The 17044-nt window shown below is 41.2% G+C and carries 13 protein-coding genes and 1 riboswitch; of the genes, 5 read left to right on the forward strand and 8 right to left on the reverse strand.

The genetic code is table 11. From position 1 onward, the window contains the following. Positions 1-420: 420 nt before the first annotated feature. Both N480_RS12660 and N480_RS12665 read left to right on the forward strand, forming a co-directional pair. Positions 421-1998: an alkaline phosphatase D family protein gene (locus tag N480_RS12660; protein ID WP_063372864.1), complete on the forward strand. Its 1578-nt coding sequence runs from the start codon at positions 421-423 to the stop codon at positions 1996-1998. Between the two features lie 229 nt (positions 1999-2227). Then, positions 2228-2677 (forward strand): Hsp20 family protein, encoded by a 450-nt coding sequence (locus tag N480_RS12665; RefSeq protein ID WP_063372865.1) that lies wholly within the window; start codon positions 2228-2230, stop codon positions 2675-2677. Positions 2678-2763: 86 nt separating this feature from the next. On the opposite strand, the gene N480_RS12670 is transcribed toward N480_RS12665, so the two are convergent. The 8 genes from N480_RS12670 to N480_RS12700 all read right to left on the reverse strand — a co-directional run bounded on the left by N480_RS12670 (position 2764) and on the right by N480_RS12700 (position 11993). Then, complete coding sequence (locus N480_RS12670; RefSeq protein WP_155732843.1) at positions 2764-3159, reverse strand: hypothetical protein; 396 nt, start codon at positions 3157-3159, stop codon at positions 2764-2766. A gap of 204 nt (positions 3160-3363) precedes the next feature. Then, positions 3364-3534, reverse strand: a complete 171-nt coding sequence (locus N480_RS25365; protein ID WP_155732844.1) for a hypothetical protein — start codon at positions 3532-3534, stop codon at positions 3364-3366. A gap of 105 nt (positions 3535-3639) precedes the next feature. Beyond that, positions 3640-5871: a DUF4955 domain-containing protein gene (locus N480_RS12675; RefSeq protein ID WP_063372867.1), complete on the reverse strand. Its 2232-nt coding sequence runs from the start codon at positions 5869-5871 to the stop codon at positions 3640-3642. A gap of 88 nt (positions 5872-5959) precedes the next feature. Then, positions 5960-6058, reverse strand: a riboswitch (cyclic di-GMP riboswitch). 361 nt (positions 6059-6419) lie between these two features. Continuing rightward, positions 6420-7676, reverse strand: coding sequence for an ATP-binding protein (locus N480_RS12680; protein ID WP_063372868.1), 1257 nt, complete (start codon positions 7674-7676; stop codon positions 6420-6422). A 9-nt stretch (positions 7677-7685) separates the two neighbouring features. Next, the gene (locus N480_RS12685; protein WP_063372869.1) at positions 7686-8375 is read right to left on the reverse strand and encodes a response regulator transcription factor; all 690 of its coding nucleotides are present in this window, start codon (positions 8373-8375) and stop codon (positions 7686-7688) included. 9 nt (positions 8376-8384) lie between these two features. Next, positions 8385-8753 carry a DUF3019 domain-containing protein gene (locus N480_RS12690; protein ID WP_063372870.1) on the reverse strand — a complete coding sequence of 123 codons (369 nt, stop codon included), beginning with the start codon at positions 8751-8753 and terminating at the stop codon, positions 8385-8387. Between the two features lie 9 nt (positions 8754-8762). Then, the gene (locus tag N480_RS12695) at positions 8763-9611 is read right to left on the reverse strand and encodes a MipA/OmpV family protein (protein WP_063372871.1); all 849 of its coding nucleotides are present in this window, start codon (positions 9609-9611) and stop codon (positions 8763-8765) included. Positions 9612-9815: 204 nt separating this feature from the next. Then, complete coding sequence (locus N480_RS12700) at positions 9816-11993, reverse strand: malate synthase G (RefSeq protein WP_063372872.1); 2178 nt, start codon at positions 11991-11993, stop codon at positions 9816-9818. Positions 11994-12225: 232 nt separating this feature from the next. Between N480_RS12700 and N480_RS12705 the strand changes: the two genes are divergently transcribed. From N480_RS12705 to N480_RS12715, 3 genes are all read left to right on the forward strand, one after another. Continuing rightward, positions 12226-13830, forward strand: coding sequence for an isocitrate lyase (locus tag N480_RS12705; RefSeq protein ID WP_063372873.1), 1605 nt, complete (start codon positions 12226-12228; stop codon positions 13828-13830). A gap of 475 nt (positions 13831-14305) precedes the next feature. Beyond that, on the forward strand, positions 14306-16342 hold the full coding sequence (locus N480_RS12710) for a tetratricopeptide repeat protein (RefSeq protein WP_063372874.1): 2037 nt from the start codon (positions 14306-14308) through the stop codon (positions 16340-16342). 200 nt (positions 16343-16542) lie between these two features. Beyond that, a complete protein-coding gene (locus tag N480_RS12715; RefSeq protein WP_063372875.1) occupies positions 16543-17022 on the forward strand; it encodes a hypothetical protein in 480 nt (159 codons plus the stop codon). The last annotated feature ends 22 nt before the right edge of the window (positions 17023-17044 follow it).

Consider the following 17044-nt stretch of genomic DNA (forward strand, 5'->3'; position numbering starts at 1 on the left):
CTGACTCTTGAAATCACATTATTACTTTTGTCGTTAAAGTTTAGTGTAAATGACAGGTTAAACAAGAGACTCGTTCTAGTCTGACCGCACTACTTATACTGTCAGAATTGCCAATTACACAATTAAAAGTTGAATTATAGTTACTCAAAGAAGACGAAGCAAAAGGAAAAAAAATAACTAATGAAAAACTCTCATTTATAAAAATTTCTTTAAAATGCATAACGTTATAAATATAAAAATAAAAAACAAACTAAATACTACTTAACCTCTTCTCGATTAATAGCTCAGTTTACCGAATATATAATTTACAATTTCGCATTTAAATAACCTAAATAATCGCTCAAATCATATAAATGAAATTAAACTTTAACCTTTTGCATATTAAATATGCAAAAAAAGCAAAAGTTAGAGTAATTACTTATGAACATATCCCGTCGCAGTTTTATCAAAGGTAGTGTTGTACTTTCCACCTTGCCTTTAACGCTCTCATTATCTGGATGTACATTTTCAGAAAGCCCTTTTAGTCATGGCGTTGCCAGTGGTGATCCGCTTGATGATCGCGTCATTCTTTGGACTCGAATTACCATACCCAAAGAAATAAGCGACAAAGTTGACTTAGATACACTCACCGTCAAGGTTATTTGGCAAGTAGCCTCCGATACCAATTTTTCGTCTATCGTCGCCTCAGGCCATGTAATTACCTCTCAACAAAACGACTTTACTGTGAAAGCAGATGCCACGGGACTGAGAGAAAATACCCGTTATTTTTACCGATTTATTGTTGATGAGTTAGATAACCCCATCATTTCACCTGTTGGTAAGACTAAAACGCTACCTTTATTCGATGTCTCTAATATAAAACTCGCCATGGCTTCTTGCTCTCACTTTAGCTATGGCTACTTCAATGTTTACGCGCGAATTGCCGAGATCTCCGATCTTGACGCGGTATTACATTTAGGAGATTACCTCTATGAATACGGTAACAAGGATATATATCGCAACCCGTTTCTTTGGAATCGTAAAGTTGTGCCAGCACATGAAATGGTTAACCTATCTGACTACCGTCTGCGCCATGCATGCTACAAAACAGATGAAGACCTACAGAAACTTCACCAAACACACCCCATGATTTGCATATGGGATGACCACGAATTTACCAATGATGCATGGCAAGGTGGTGCTGAAAATCACAATGAAGGAGAGGGTACATGGCAAACTCGTAGCCAAGCAGCAATTCAAGCTTATTACGAATGGATGCCAATCAGAGAACCAAATAGCCACAGCCGCGAAAAAGCATACCGACGTTTTAAGTTCGGTGATTTAGCAGAGCTCAACATGTTAGATACTCGCTTCGTTGGTCGCGATAAGCAAGTTGAAGTCAATGACCCCGCGAGACTTGAAGAGCAACGCTCACTACTTGGCTATGAACAAGAGCAATGGCTTCAAGACAATTTACTAGACGCCAAACGCCAAGGTGTGACATGGCAATTGCTAGGTCAACAAGTACAAATGATGCAAATTCAGATGCTAGGTAAACCTATAAATACGGATGCATGGGACGGCTACCCAGCAGCCCGAGCAAGATTACTCGACTTTATTGAGGCCAATAATATCGACAACGTCGTTGTACTCACAGGCGATGTGCACTCATCATGGGCGGCTAATATTTGTAAAGATCCTTATGACTGGCGGAAATACAACCGCTTTACCCATGATGGCGCAGTTGCTGTAGAGATAGTCACATCGTCAGTAACTTCCCCATCAATTCCTGTGCCTGGATTGCAACAAATTGTAGGTGATGTTGGCAAGATTTTAATGCCAGAAAACCCGCATATACGTTATGTAGATTTGGCTAATAGAGGGTTTGTAACTTTAGATATCAACTCGGAGCGTTTAACCGCAAATTGGCACCACGTTCCATTTGTTGGATTTAAAAACGATCAGGTACATATTGGCAAACAATTTACCGTATATGCAGGAAAAGCAAAACTACAATAGTAGCTCCAAAAGTCACCTCCCTTTCATAAAAGCCCGGTATACGGGCTTTTCAAAATTATTTTTATTTTTTTCAGCTTTTTTCTTGAAAATCATTTTGGTCGTCCATAGATAGTGTATTGAGGACGCCGACAGGGTCCCAAACCAAATTAAGAAAATTGTTTTTAACCTTGTTTACTGGTTCATGCGAAGAGTAAACAAGCATTATCGCTTTAATTGAGGATATATTATTATGCGCAACGTAGATCTAACTCCACTTTACCGTTCATTCATTGGTTTCGACCACTTAGCTTCACTTATGGATCGTGCGGCCCACAATGGCAAGCAAGCAAGTTATCCACCATACAATATTGAAGCCCTAGACCAAGACAAATATCAAATTACCATGGCGGTCGCTGGATTCACCAACGATGAACTACACATTGAGTCTGAAAACAACACACTCAGAATAAAAGGCCAAAAAGCCGATAAAGAGCAAAAAACCGAACGTAAATTCATTCATCAAGGCATAGCCGAACGCAACTTTGAACAAAGCTTTCAACTAGGAGATCACGTTAGAGTGATCGGCGCAGAGTTAGAAAATGGCTTACTTGTAATTAGCCTTGAAAGAGAAATTCCAGAGGCACTAAAGCCGAGGAAAATAGAAATCGGTAAAGGTAAGCTTCTAGAAAACGAAAGCTAACCCCAACCAAAACTTGATATTGATTACCCCTGGATAAGCCGCTGTTGCGGCTTTTTCTGTTTTGATGTAAACCCCCTTTACATCCCTTAGTACGCCCTTTCAATCGTACATAAATCGTTGCTCTTACATAGGCTTGGGCCTGTATTTTCTCTCGGGTGAAGCGGCTTCTTTGTTCTCGGGTTGATACCTTTATCCAAGCAAGCTTTTCTATGCTCAACTGACTCAATTGAGTTGTTGAATGCATAGGTTACAGCAGAAACAATGGACGATGATGCCATTATAATTGCAGGACCCAATAAGTTGCTGGGGATCGCCGGCAATTGACCATCTTTAGGCTTATATAAGTAGTCTGACGACACCTCGGTCACTTCTCGCTCAAGCTTGCAGGCCTTATCATAGTAAACGTGCTTGTTAGGTGAGTATACACAGCCTGATGCAGACAACATCACGGTAATGCATTGAAGAACAATTAACTTTTTCAAAAATCAGCGCTCCATAACCCGACTTGAAGTGTACAAAATTAGCACATTTATAGCCTCTGATTGTAAGAAATTGTTGGAGGATAAGTGAAACATCCAGTGCTTAATTGCAATATTTGAATTCAAGCTTGTTACACAGTACATGGGGAGATTGAAGAGAAAAAACAGGCCCGAAATATTGAACTTCAGGCCCGATCCAATGCAGTATTAAAGGGTTACTTTATTACATAAATCCATATTGGCTTTATCTTTTAATTTTAAACAATACATAGAAGTTTCGTTTACTTCGATACCGTTAAAAGCAAAAGTTGAAAACCAGCCAAATACCAAAGCGAGACTAATTAGCGCATACTTTTTGTACGGAGGTAGTGTTGTCATCGTTAATTACCTTGAAACATTTTTTTGACCAACCTTTGTAGGCTGAATTCATTAATTTTGAGACAAGCGCTTGTTATCTCATAAGGAGTAACACGCTCATTTATTTCATTGAAAAACACGCACGTTTTTAATCTCACCAATAAAGGGGTAGGTGCCTTTTACCGGAGAGCCGATGCTCAGAGGGCTATCATTTTGCTCCGGCAAAACCACTTCCTTTGAACCTATGAAGTGACCATCAATGTGCAATGAAAGTAAGTTCCCATCAAGGTGCATAACAAGTTTGTGCCACTTGCCATCTGCGTAAATGCCCGCATTGACACCTTGTCCATTGACACGTGCGCTAATCACACCTTGTTTATTAACCTGAATATAAAATGGGTTTTTGGTACCGTAATTACCCTTAGATAAAGCAAAACCCGCTTTTTTCGTACTCCAAGTGTCATATTTAAACTCCAACTCAATACGACTAAATCTATCAATATCGCCCAGCTCTACACGCTGTCCGGAACCATTGAATGACCCCTGATAGTCGCCATAAGCTTGCCCATGTAACCCATTTCCTGAAAGGTCACACACACTTTGTACAAGAGACCATGCGCCGACTAAACCTTCTCCAGTCACACGCTTTGCACAGCGGCGCTGCATTAATTGCGCATCATACAGACTCACAATATCAGTTACTGGCTGTATATGAGCTTGTGGCACATCAGCCAAGCTCGCATCATATCTTTGTTGGCTTTCAAAACCATTAAAACCCGCACCATTTAGGCCGACAACGTATGGCATGATCACTCGGCCATACTTACTGTCATGACGCATAAATGCCCATTGCTCGATCTCATCATTTTGCGCTGTGTTTGTTACATTCCAAAATACTAAATGCTTTAAGTGATTTGGCTGAGACCCTTGCGACCCACCCATAAACCCATAGTTCCATCCACCTTTACTGTTCTCAATGAGATTACTGTATGGCATATTTGCATGTAAGTTGTGAAAGCGCTTCTCAGAGTGCACAGAACCTGAGATCACGTTACCCGCCGCTTTATGTGAAAATCCAGCTGCATGCCAATGTTCAGCTTGATCATCAATATCACGAGCCAAAACATGAGTAGAGGAGTTTATATCTAGACTTAAATGCCCTGGGTTTCCGGTAAATTTAATGTCTTTCAATGTCATCGCGGCGCCATTCACCACGGTAATACCTTGGTTTACGTCGACGATATCAACATTTCTCAGCCAACCATTTGCTACACGAGAAATGCGCAGTGCACTCCAACCGCCATCATGAACACCGCTTAAATGGTGTTTAAATGCTGCCTGCCAATTACCTTGGATAGTGAGATTTTCAATACCGATATTTTCAACTAACGTTGCCTTTTTTAATCCCCAATATCCATCATTTTGAATCTCGTGATGAATTGGCGCGGCAAATGTGATTTGCTCGCCTTCAATCGCGGTAATTTGATGGTACTCTTGGGAACGTAACCCTTTTTTAATTAGCCCCCAATTGCCATCTAATTTGTATGGTGACAACGCTTTGCCGATCGTTTCTTCACGAGGGTCAAAGCGAGATAATTGAACCCACTGTCCTACCTTGAGTAGGCTGCTATTACTGACTCGTACAGAGCGAGTTGAATGCCTAGGGTGTGCAGAAACGATATCTGTGATAAACCTTTCGCCACTGGGAGACACCACTTTTTGGCTAACGCCTTTAACACGCGGGTCACGGTTATCGTAGTTATATCCTATTTCGAATAAGTAGGGGCTTGTCCACATCTTTGATGGATAGACTAAATCAAGATGCTTATCCATATATAAAATACTTTGTTTGCTTTCGCCGCGTAAAATCATATTGCCACGAGACACCTTAATCGATGCGTTTGCACGGCTTTTTCTTCCAGCAGCAGTATCGGACATATCAAGGTGAGCAATATCAGCTTGTGTATTTAAATCATATATTCCGTTGGGAAAATAAATAATTGCACCACTTCCGCCTGCATCAATATACTTTTCGGCCGCTGCAATCGTATCTCTTAGTGCTTGTTTATCCGATTGACCTAGCTTGATATCAGCACCAAAGTCAGTCACATCAAATGTGCGATAACCTAAGCTATTTACATCCGGGATAGCGTGGTTTGAAAATTGGTAACCGGCATATGAGTAGTTTGCAAGGATCATATCATCCGGGATCTTAGTATTGGGATCTCTAAGATCCGACTGTTCAGATCTGGACTCTAGATAGGTATGCCAAAAATCATTTGCATACCCCTGTAAAGGAAAAGTACTTGCAATAGCACATAGTGCAGATACAAGTGTTTTGCTTGAAAAGCTTTTCATGTCTAACCTCAATTTGCTAGTGATATAGCGATATTGAGTAGATCTGGCACACACTTCCTTAATGAGTATTCATAACATTCCAAGATTATGAAGCAACCCCGCTATCGTGGGCTCTGCATGAAAATACAGTGCCTTTAGACCGGAAGCTTTGCGTCCTAGGCTTTCACCTAGTTTGCCAGTAACTACTGTTTGTATAAATTTAAAATGGAATTTATAGGAAGGTTCCAAATACGTCAAACATAAATTAGAGCAAAAATCCTAATTGATTGTTCAACAGGGGATTAAAATTCCTACCAAACTATTTAAGCGCCGTTTTTGTTGGTCATTGAATGTCATATTTACCTTAAATTGAAACGAAAATATTACATGTAAAAAGACATACGGGGAATTTTTTACCTTTTCTGCCTGCACAGAAAAAACTTATCAAAGTGGATTTAAAATCAAAATAAAAGAATAAATAGTCACAAAGAATTCGAGCTGTTGTTGCTAAGCTATACGAAACAAATCTAAGGTTCGGGCAGCCTGCAGGCCATGAATACTTCACGACTTCATACGTTAACTCGCGAAAAACATAAGGTGAACCGGGCTCCTCCCAGCTGTGGGCAACTATCTACTGTAATCGAGCCAAGGTATCGCTGTACAATTTTGGCGCTAAACGCTAAACCAATGCCAAAACCACGCTCAGGTCCATGATTTAGCCTCACAAATGGCTTAAAAATAGCCTCTCTTTGCTGTGCGTTTATACCATTTCCATCATCGCTAACAGTAATTATCACGCGCTCTTTATCAAGAACTACTTTAAGTAAGCATCGAGCGTGACCGTATTTCACGGCGTTTTCCACAATATTGGAAAGTGCCATAGAAAGGTAGGTTTGCTCCGCTTTAATGTAAAATGCGGTGTTTGGCAATTGCACTTCAAGCGCATCATCAAATTTGCTTATTACATCGTTATTTAACATCTTTTGCCCATCGACAGTGACAGGCCTAGCTTCATCGAGGCTATGTTGAAGACGTGCAAAATCAAGCATATGAAGGAGCAAGCGTTCCATTTCATCTAACTGATTATTTATTCTGACCTCATATTTTGTTCTAAGCTTCTCATCATCAGTTTCAACGAGCGTGTCTAACCCCATCCTAACACGTGCCAGAGGTGTTCTAAGCTCGTGAGACAGTCCACCAGCAAGCAGTTTCACATCATCCATTAACACATTAATTTTATCGGCCATTTGGTTGAAAGACAGCTCTATATCACGCAAATACCACAAAGTACCAACCTTCAGTCGTGTATCTAATTGTCCTTCACCAAATCTATGAGCGGCTTGCCTTAGCTTAACTAGACGGTTTATAAATGGCGCCAGAAACACCATCATGACGATGATCAATAACCCATAAAATGAGAGCGTTAAGCCCAAGCTCTGGTTGTCTGCAAGGCGATGTTTATCGTATTGATATACAAGAATTGCATCATTTCGGGTTAATAGATGAGCCATCACTTGTTCTTGGGTTTCGAGATAGATGATTTCTCCTTGCAGGAGCTGTTGGTTTAATTGTGCAGGCAAGGGGTATGTATCCTGTTGACGTACAACAATGGATGCATTGCGGGTATTAAGTTGGGGAAATCCCTCTAAATCAATTTTCTCACTGGCGGCCATGGCACGTAACAGTGGTATAACAAGTTCAATTTCATCATTTGCAGCCAGCTGAGTCTCGTCAGTATCTGACGTATAAACTTGATCAATCATCTGGCCCAATAAGATGCTGGTGAACAACAAAACAGCCACTAGTGCCACAGCAAAACGCCACATAAAGTCTCCTTACCACACATCTTTTGCAAGCTGATACCCTTTTCCCCACACTGTGGCGATTTTAAAGGGCTCTTGCGTATCCCCGAGTTTTTTACGCAAGCGGGATACACGGAGGTCTATTGAGCGATCAAAACCGTCGTATTCAAACCCTCTGAGCTGCTGGATCAAAGCATCTCGCGTTACGACTGAGCCCGCATTCTGAGCGAGTACCCATAAAACATCAAATTCGTTGCTCGATACTTTAATATTGCGTCCACAGAGCATTACATTTCTAGTATCAGGATTCACTTCAAGCTGGCCAAGTATCAAAGACGCGCTAGGCATTTCACTTTTGGTCGTTCTCCTGAGCAAGCTTTTAATGCGGGCTTCTAATAGCCTACCTCGGACAGGTTTCGTTAGATAGTCATCCGCGCCCATCTCTAAACCTAAAATTTCATCGACTTCTTCATCTCTGGCGGTAAGCATCAGGATAGGGATTGCCATTAAGCTTCGTAGCGCTCGACATACATCTAACCCATCCATACCGGGCAGCATCCCATCAAGGACCACAAGAGCCGGTGGGTTGAGTTTTATCCCCTCGAGCCCTGAGACACCGTTGTGATACACAGTGACCTTGTACTGTTTTGCTTCAAGATATTCTGTTATCCACTGTGCTAACTCTACGTCATCTTCGACTAAAGCAATCCTAGTTTGATCCATTGTACATCCTTAAAACATGCGCCAGCGTACAGCTTTATTTTTGCGCTTTTTATATATCCACGCGTATTTTACTTTGCCGCTATAAATCATTTGATGTTTATCGTCTTTCAAACTCAAAGCGACATCTGCATTTATTTCTAGCTCATTTTTCCACAACCCGACTTGAGCGGACTGCCAACATTGCGTTTTAACTTCATCAATAAATAGACAGAAATCGCCTTTTACCTCTGTTTGCCATGCCACTTCAATATCAATAAAACAACTCTGGCCTTGTTCTAACGCAACACATTGGCCAGGCTTAAACATAAAGGGGGTTGCTTTAGGTTCTGCATATACAAGGGCAGGGAAGAGCATGACTAAGTGTATATATTTATTCATGATAACCCCCTAAAACACGTAGCTTAGTGTCAAAGCTATATGACGACCAAGTTCACTGCGGTTGGGATTATATGTTTTGGCCAGCTTAGAATAGGGGCTATCATCTATGCTACTGGCAAAATCAGTAATGCCGACGGTACCATCTAATACCCAAGATTCACTTAAGGGTTTAGTAAAGCCAACTTTTAAATGAGTGTTTACGCCTCCAGAAGCATCATAGGGATTAAGCATAATTGCGCTATCGGGCACACCGTAGTAGTAATCAAGCATGTTACTGTTGCGGTACTGCAGCCCAATAGACCCATAAAAGTGCCAATTTTTGTATTGCCAAGAGCGAGCCAGCCATGCAGATGCATATAAACCATGGTTATATTCACTATTGTCTGCTTTAGGGGCAAAAATTGCCTGGAATTGATAATTACCCATCTCCGCAGACATTCTCAGTCCGAGATATGCGGTGAGGTCTTTATCGCCCCCATCTTTTGGATGTACATTGTACTCAAGCGGCCCATGAGCTGAGGAGTAAATTAAGTCAAATTCCAAGTCATCATTATTATACAGGTTGTAACCCATAGCCCAGCTGGGTTCGAATTTGTTTGCATTGCCAGGCACCTCAATGAAAAGTCCGTTTTCAAAATAATAGTTACCGCTAACAATCAAGTTGGTCCTCGTATCGATATCAGACAGCAATCCACCGCCATATGACATACTGGCGCCCAGAGCTAAAAATCCCCCAGCTTCGCGTTTGTTACTGAAACCGTCCCAAAAATCGGGCTCGGGCTGGGCATATACACAGGTAGATAAACCACAGGTTAAAATAGCTGCGTATACAGGCTTATTTATTTGATTAGATAACATAGCAATTTCTTTTTCTTATTTATTTGCTAATTAATATATTGAAAGCGCTGATAAAATAGCGTGTCTTATTATACCAATGTGTATCAGTTTGTATCTAATAACAATTTATCAGGAAAAGATGGCGGGGTGATCCGTCAAGGGGGTTTACACCTTGTAGCAATGCAAACTGTACAAGGTGTCATATTTTTAAGTGACAAAAAAGGACTAGATATCCAATGCTTTACGCTGACGTCTATATGCATGAAGCAGGGGCTCTGTATAACCGTTGGGCTGCTCACTACCTTCAAAAACCAACGCTAACGCTGCTTGGTATGAGAGGTTTTCAGAATTGGGATGACCATTACTGCACATTGCCTGATAGTTAGGGTCAGCGCTATTTTGACTGTCCACAACTCCCGCCATTTTAGCGAAGGTATTATGCACTTGTTCTTCGGTACAGATCCCATGAACAAGCCAGTTTGCTATGTGCTGACTAGAAATGCGCAAAGTCGCTCTGTCTTCCATTAAGCCAACATGCGAAATATCTGGTACTTTCGAACAACCGATGCCTTGGTCAACCCACCTCACAACATAGCCTAATATACCTTGAATATTGTTATCTAACTCAGCTTGTATTTCTGCATCAGTTAACTCAGGGTGCAGCATTAACGGCGGTGTGAGCAATTCAGATAAACTATCTGATTGATGCTGCAGCAGACATTGCTGACATCGTTTAACATCAACTTCATGGTAATGCATGGTGTGCAGCGTTGCCGCCGTTGGGGACGGTACCCATGCGGTACTTGCACCAGCGCGCAGCTGGTCAGCTTTTTGTTCCATCATGAGTGCCATTTTGTCCGGCTTTGCCCACATGCCTTTACCAATTTGTGCCTTTTCAGTAAAACCATGCCTGAGGCCTATTTCCACGTTTTGCTTTTCGTAGGCTGCAATCCAAGGCTGAGATTTTATCTGCTCTTTAGGTAAAACGGCTCCTGCACGCATAGAAGTGTGGATTTCATCTCCCGTCCTGTCTAAAAAGCCGGTATTAATAAATACAACACGTGACTTAGCAGCATAAATACAGGCACTCAAATTGACTGAAGTACGGCGCTCCTCATCCATGATACCCATTTTGATGGTATTGGCAGGCAAGGATAAGAAACGCTCTATTTCGCTAAATAAAAGCTCTGTATAAGCAACTTCTTCAGCACCATGCATTTTAGGTTTAACGATATTGATACTGGCAGCTTTGGAGTTTCTCAGACCGTCTTTTTTGCGCAGATCATGCAATGCAGCAGTCGCGGTAAAAATCCCGTCTAATATACCTTCAAAGACCTCATTACAATTCATATCAAGTATTGTTGGTGTAGTCATCAAATGACCGACATTGCGCACAAACATCATTGCGCGACCGCTTAAACTGAATAGCTCACCATTCAATGATGTATATGTTCTATCAGGGTTGAGCTCACGCGTTATCGTTTTACCTCCCTTTTCGAACACCTCTTTTAACGTGCCCGTATTAAGCTCTAACCAGTTGCGATAGACTTGAATCTTATCCTGTGCATCCACTGCGGCCACAGAATCCTCACAATCCATAATTGTAGTGAGCGCAGATTCTAAGATGACATCTTTAATACCTGCTTTATCAACCTTGCCTACGGGATCTTCAGGATCAATGATCAATTCAAAATGAAGCCCATGATGTTTGAATAGTAGGACATTCGGATTTTGGATCTGGCCCTGATAACCCACCAATTGATCGCAGTCGCATAGTGACACTTGCCTGCTGTCATTCAGTGTGATGACAAGTGCATTGTCGACAATAGCATAGTGGGTACTTTCTATGTGAGAGCCACTAGTCAGCGGCAATACTTTGTCCAAGAATTGTCGAGCAAAAGCCATGACTTTAAACCCCCTTACAGGGTTATAATTTGCACTTTTCTCTGCACCATCCGCCTCGGGTAACATATCTGTCCCATAAAGTGCATCGTATAGCGATCCCCACCTAGCGTTCGCTGCATTGAGCGCAAAACGCGCATTATTTACAGGGACCACCAACTGTGGTGCGGCAACGTGAGCAATTTCAGGCTCAACTTGCAAAGTTGAGATTTCAAACTCAGGCGGTTCAGGCTGTAAATAACCAATAGTTTCTAAAAATGTCCGATATTTCTCAGCATCCCATACCGGGTTTTCAGTATGAAAACGGTCAATTTTTTCTTGTATTTCTTCACGTTTAGCGAGAAGAGCTCGATTGATCGGTGTCAGCTTGTTGATAATGGTTGCGACACCTTGCCAATAAGCTTCTTGATTCAGTGATAGCCCTGACAAAAGCTCCTGATTCACAAATTCATAGAAAAAGCTATCGATCGTTAAGCCGGCTTGTTGGATAGTAGCACTCATAGCAGAGGTCCTATTAGCGATTTTTTTGAACGGGTTATTCAAAAATAAATCAATTTGTACAAAAACAAACCCTTTTAGCCATTCATTAAAAATATACTCACAATAACAACTATAAATTTAAAAAATCTAAAAAGTCATCCTAGTGTTTAATTAAGCGCCACGGCACCTCTCACATTTTCGTTGTGGCAAACCGATTCAACCTAGCATACTACTCGTTCGAAGGATAAAAACTATGAGTGATTATCAAACACAAATTGACCGCTTCACTACACTTTGTGAGTCAAAAAAGCTTAATTGGCAATCGATTAATCCTGAATTTGCAAGCAGAATGCACTTGCAAAACCGATTCAAGACAGGTCTTGATATCGCTAAACACACCGCCAAAATCATGCGAGAAGACATGGCTCGCTATGATGCAGATCCGACGCAATATACCCAGTCTCTGGGCTGTTGGCACGGTTTCACAGCACAACAAATGATGATGGCAGTGAAAAGGCACAAAAAAACCACAAAAGGCGCATACGTATACTTAAGTGGCTGGATGGTTGCAGCACTGCGCTCCGAATTTGGACCACTTCCTGATCAAAGCATGCATGAGAAAACGGCTGTTCCAAAATTGATTGAAGAGATATATACATTCTTAAAGCAAGCGGATGCCAGAGAACTTGATCACCTCTACAAAGCGCTGGACGGTGCAAAGGCAAATGGTCAAGATTATAGTGGGATCCAATCAGAAATTGACAATTATGAGTCACACATTGTTCCAATTATTGCAGATATAGATGCAGGCTTTGGTAATGAAGAAGCGACCTACCTATTAGCAAAACAAATGATTGAAGCAGGCGCGTGCGCTATTCAAATCGAAAACCAGGTTTCAGATGCAAAACAATGTGGCCACCAAGCTGGTAAGGTAACAGTGCCTCATGAAGACTTTTTGGCCAAGATAAATGCAGTGAGATACGCATTTTTGGAGCTCGGTGTAGAAGATGGGATTATCGTTGCTCGCACAGATTCACTCGGTGCCAGTTTGACACAAAAAATTCCTGTATCTCAGCAGGCAGGCGACATTGCAAGCCAATATACCGCATTTTTAGAGACACAAATTATTGAAGAAGTCAGTCAACTTCAAGACGGTGACATGGCTATCAAATTAGATGGCAAGCTACAAAAACCGACACGCTTAGACAACGGCTTATATCAATTTAAAGAAGGAACCGAAAAAGACCGAGTGGTGCTCGATTGTATCACGAGCCTTCAAGCTGGTGCTGACTTGTTGTGGATTGAAACCGAAAAGCCTAACGTTGCTCAAATCGCCGAGTTGGTCAACCGTGTACGTGAACAAGTACCTAATGCCAAATTAGTGTATAACAACTCACCATCGTTTAACTGGACTTTGAAGTTCCGTGAGCAAGCATATAGTGAACTCAAAGCAAAAGGCGAATCACTAGATGCTTATCCAGATCCAAGCCTTGACCCTAAGGCGCTCATGGCACCCGAGTTAGATGGCACTGAACTTGCGCGTATCGCAGATGAAAAGGTGAAAAGCTTCCAAATGGATGGTGCACGCCAAGCAGGTATTTTCCACCATTTGATTACTTTACCAACATACCATACAACGGCGCTAAGCACAGATATCTTATCCGAAGGGTACTTTGGTGAACTCGGCATGTTGGCTTATGTCAGAGATGTGCAAAGACAGGAAATTCGAAGAGAACAAGCTTCAGTAAAACACCAAGACCTTGCAGGCTCCAACATTGGTGACACCCACAAAGAGTATTTTAGTGGCGACAATGCACTCAAAGCAGGTGGAGAAGCCAATACAATGAACCAGTTTTAAACATTGTTATCCCAACAATTAGGGCCTCAGGGCCCTTTTTTGCCATATATACTCAAACCGTTCAGTGTGACAAGTGCTATTTCAGTACAGATCACGTTTTTACTCACTTTAGAGCTCTTGGATCAACAAAATACTAGCTAGGTTTAATTTTGCTTTAAATGAGTCAAGTTAAGCTCAAATCGGTTAATTCGCAGCGTGTTTGAGTAGTAATTCGTGTTTATTAGTGCAGCTAATCAAATAATAGAACAGGAAATGCCCATTCCTGTTGGTGCAAAGCAATTTTTTACCAACTGCTGAGATAGTCTAGATCTCTATTTTACTAACCACTTTTGTATATAAATCATTTTTTTACTAACACACCTTTTTCCAGAGCAAAATTTTACTTACTCGGAATTGTAAAGCCCCTTTACATGATCCATATTTGTCACACATTTGTTGCATAGCATGCGACAGTCTTGATTTAACTTGAAAAATTATGAAGAAAATATTCGTTCCTTTGTTACTAGCCTGCATATTCTCTACCCAGAGCGCCTCTGCGAGTATAGATGTAGAGGAATTAGAAAACCTAGAGAAGCAAGGAAAATATCAAATTGCGTTAGATTTAATAGAACCGTGGCGTTTGGAAAACCTCAGTGAGGAAAAAGCGCTCGAAGTCTTATTGTTACAAGCAAAAATCTATCGCAAGCAGGGACGATTTGAAAAAGCACTATCCACTTTGGATTACATTGAACAAAACCACTACTTAAATACGCCGCTTGTGCGTACGCTCAACAACGAAAAAGGCATTAACTATCGGCGAATGTCACGTTTAGAAGAGGCCGAGAAACATTACTATCGCGCCTTAAAAGCCGCACAAGAGCTAGAGAATAATACTCTAATAGGCCTAGCTTATAGTAACTTAGGTACATTATACGACCATAAAAACCAGCTCGCACAGGCAATGCAGTTTCAGTTGAAAGCTCAAGGCTACTTGAAAGGAAGTGATGACCACTCGATAAAAGCTAGCAATTTCTATAATCTAGGCGACATCTCCGTCAGGCTTGACGATTACGAACAAGCCGGAATATTCTTTCGTTGGGCGCTTGCTGAAGATAAAAAGCACGGCGAAATAGTTGCCATAGCAGATAGCGCACTGAGATTGTCCCAAGTTTCATTTAAGAAAGAAAATCATGCTTTGGCGGTTGAAAATATTAATGAAGCACTCAAATACCTAACTCAAACAAATGCCAATGAAAGCCTGTCTCGAGCTTATCATATGCTTGCCAGTAGCCACATGGAGCTACAACAACCTGAAGAAGCGCTTATTAATGCCCATTTGAGTCTAGACTTCGCAAATAAAGCGCAAAGCTCAGTTCAATTAATTTATGCTAATATTGGAGTGTCAAAAGCTTATCTCAATTTAAAACAGCCGCACTTAGCACAGAATTATGTCGCTGAGCTGGCAGATTTAGTCGCAGAGGAAGCCCACTCACCTCTGGCGATACATTACTATGAAGTCGCCGCAGAGCTTGCATCACAACAAAAACAAATGGATGTCGCGTTCGCCTTCATTCAAAAAGCACTCAATGCCCGAAAGTTAAACGATGTGAAGGTCAACAACCAAAAGGCACAAACATTTAGAAACAGTATAAGTAGCTTAGTACAGCGGCAGCAGTTAGAAGTATCAGAAAAAGAAAAAGCTTTGGCACAAAGTCAGCTTCAACACAATAAATTGATGCAAAAAGCGTGGATTATAGCTGGCTTATCGGCACTGTTTATTTGCGTATTGCTTACTTATATCTACTTTATCAAACACCGCTCTGCTAATTTGGCGGCTAAATTGTATCAACAAAACTTAAAGCAAAAAGAGAAATTACTTGCTGATATTTCTCACGAACTCAGAACACCTTTAAGTGTTTTAAAACTCCATATTGAAGCATTAGAACACAATTTATTTGACGACAATAGCCGAGCATACAGTAAGATTAATGACAAAATATCGCAGCTCAACGCCCTAATCACTGACGTATATCAACTGTCTCAAGCAGAAAACAACGCCATCGAGCTCAATGAACAAATTCAGTGTGTAAGAACACTCTCTGAAAACTACAGTTATGATATTCAACGCATGACGGAAAGCCATAAGCTTGATTTTAGTAGCGATATTTGTATTCCAGAAGGGGCGACCATTAACATTGATAAGCCCAAATTAGATCGCGTTGTCACTAACTTATGTAAAAATACTTGCCTTTACACTGACAGTCCAGGACGTGTAGTTTTCAAGATGTATCAGCATAAAGATCACTTGAATATTGAGCTTCAAGATTCTTCTCCCACTGTCACAGATGAAGAAATTCCCAAGCTTTTTGAAAGACTCTACCGTGTAGAAAGCTCTCGAAGTCGTGCCACCGGCGGTTCAGGATTGGGCCTATCAATATGCAAGAGCTTAGTAGAGTTGATGTCAGGCAATATAGATATCAAACGAGGGGCATTAGGTGGGCTAGATATATCCATCTCCTTACCTATCAAGTGATCCGCCAACAGCGATAAACTTCACGGCGCATTGAAATCAGTTATGCGCCATGACTCCGTGAAGAGTAAAAATACGACAAAATAACTAGATAAGGAAATTTCTTACCCAACTGCTCCGAGCACTTGTTCTTTCTTATTCGCTCCATTTTCTATCCACATTGCCTTGTTTTAATAAGCAACATGAACGGGAGGAATTAATTTATGTCACAGCGTACAATGAAACATAATGATTGGGTGAAAATAGCCGAGCGAAAAAGAGGTCAGTCAAAAGTACGACCTAAAACAAATAAGGTCTTACCTTTTTGGTCTTTGTTGCTTGCAGGCTTTCTGATCTTAGCGTCAGCATGGAATTATTGGGCAGATAGCAACTCAAAAACAATTGTACATGCAGATATAAGTGCTGAAGCACAAAAGCGCATCAACCGCTATTTTACAAAGCAGTTTATGATGGGTAGCTGGAAATTAAGCCGCATAAACTTTAACGACGGCGAGCTAAATGTATTTATTCAGATCCCAACAAGGCTAGCAATGACCAGCAGCGAGATCAAAGGCTATATTCAGCAATCGCTTTGTCCTCACCCTAGCAGTAAAGTATGGAATGATGTAAGAAACAACGCGCTTTACATTTTCCTCTATTCCGATAAGCCAAGAAATGGCGACTACGCTTTGTGTACTAGATAAAAAAGGGCTTAAGGCCCTTTTT

The organism is Pseudoalteromonas luteoviolacea S2607, assembly GCF_001625575.1.
GTDB lineage: Bacteria > Pseudomonadota > Gammaproteobacteria > Enterobacterales > Alteromonadaceae > Pseudoalteromonas > Pseudoalteromonas luteoviolacea_E.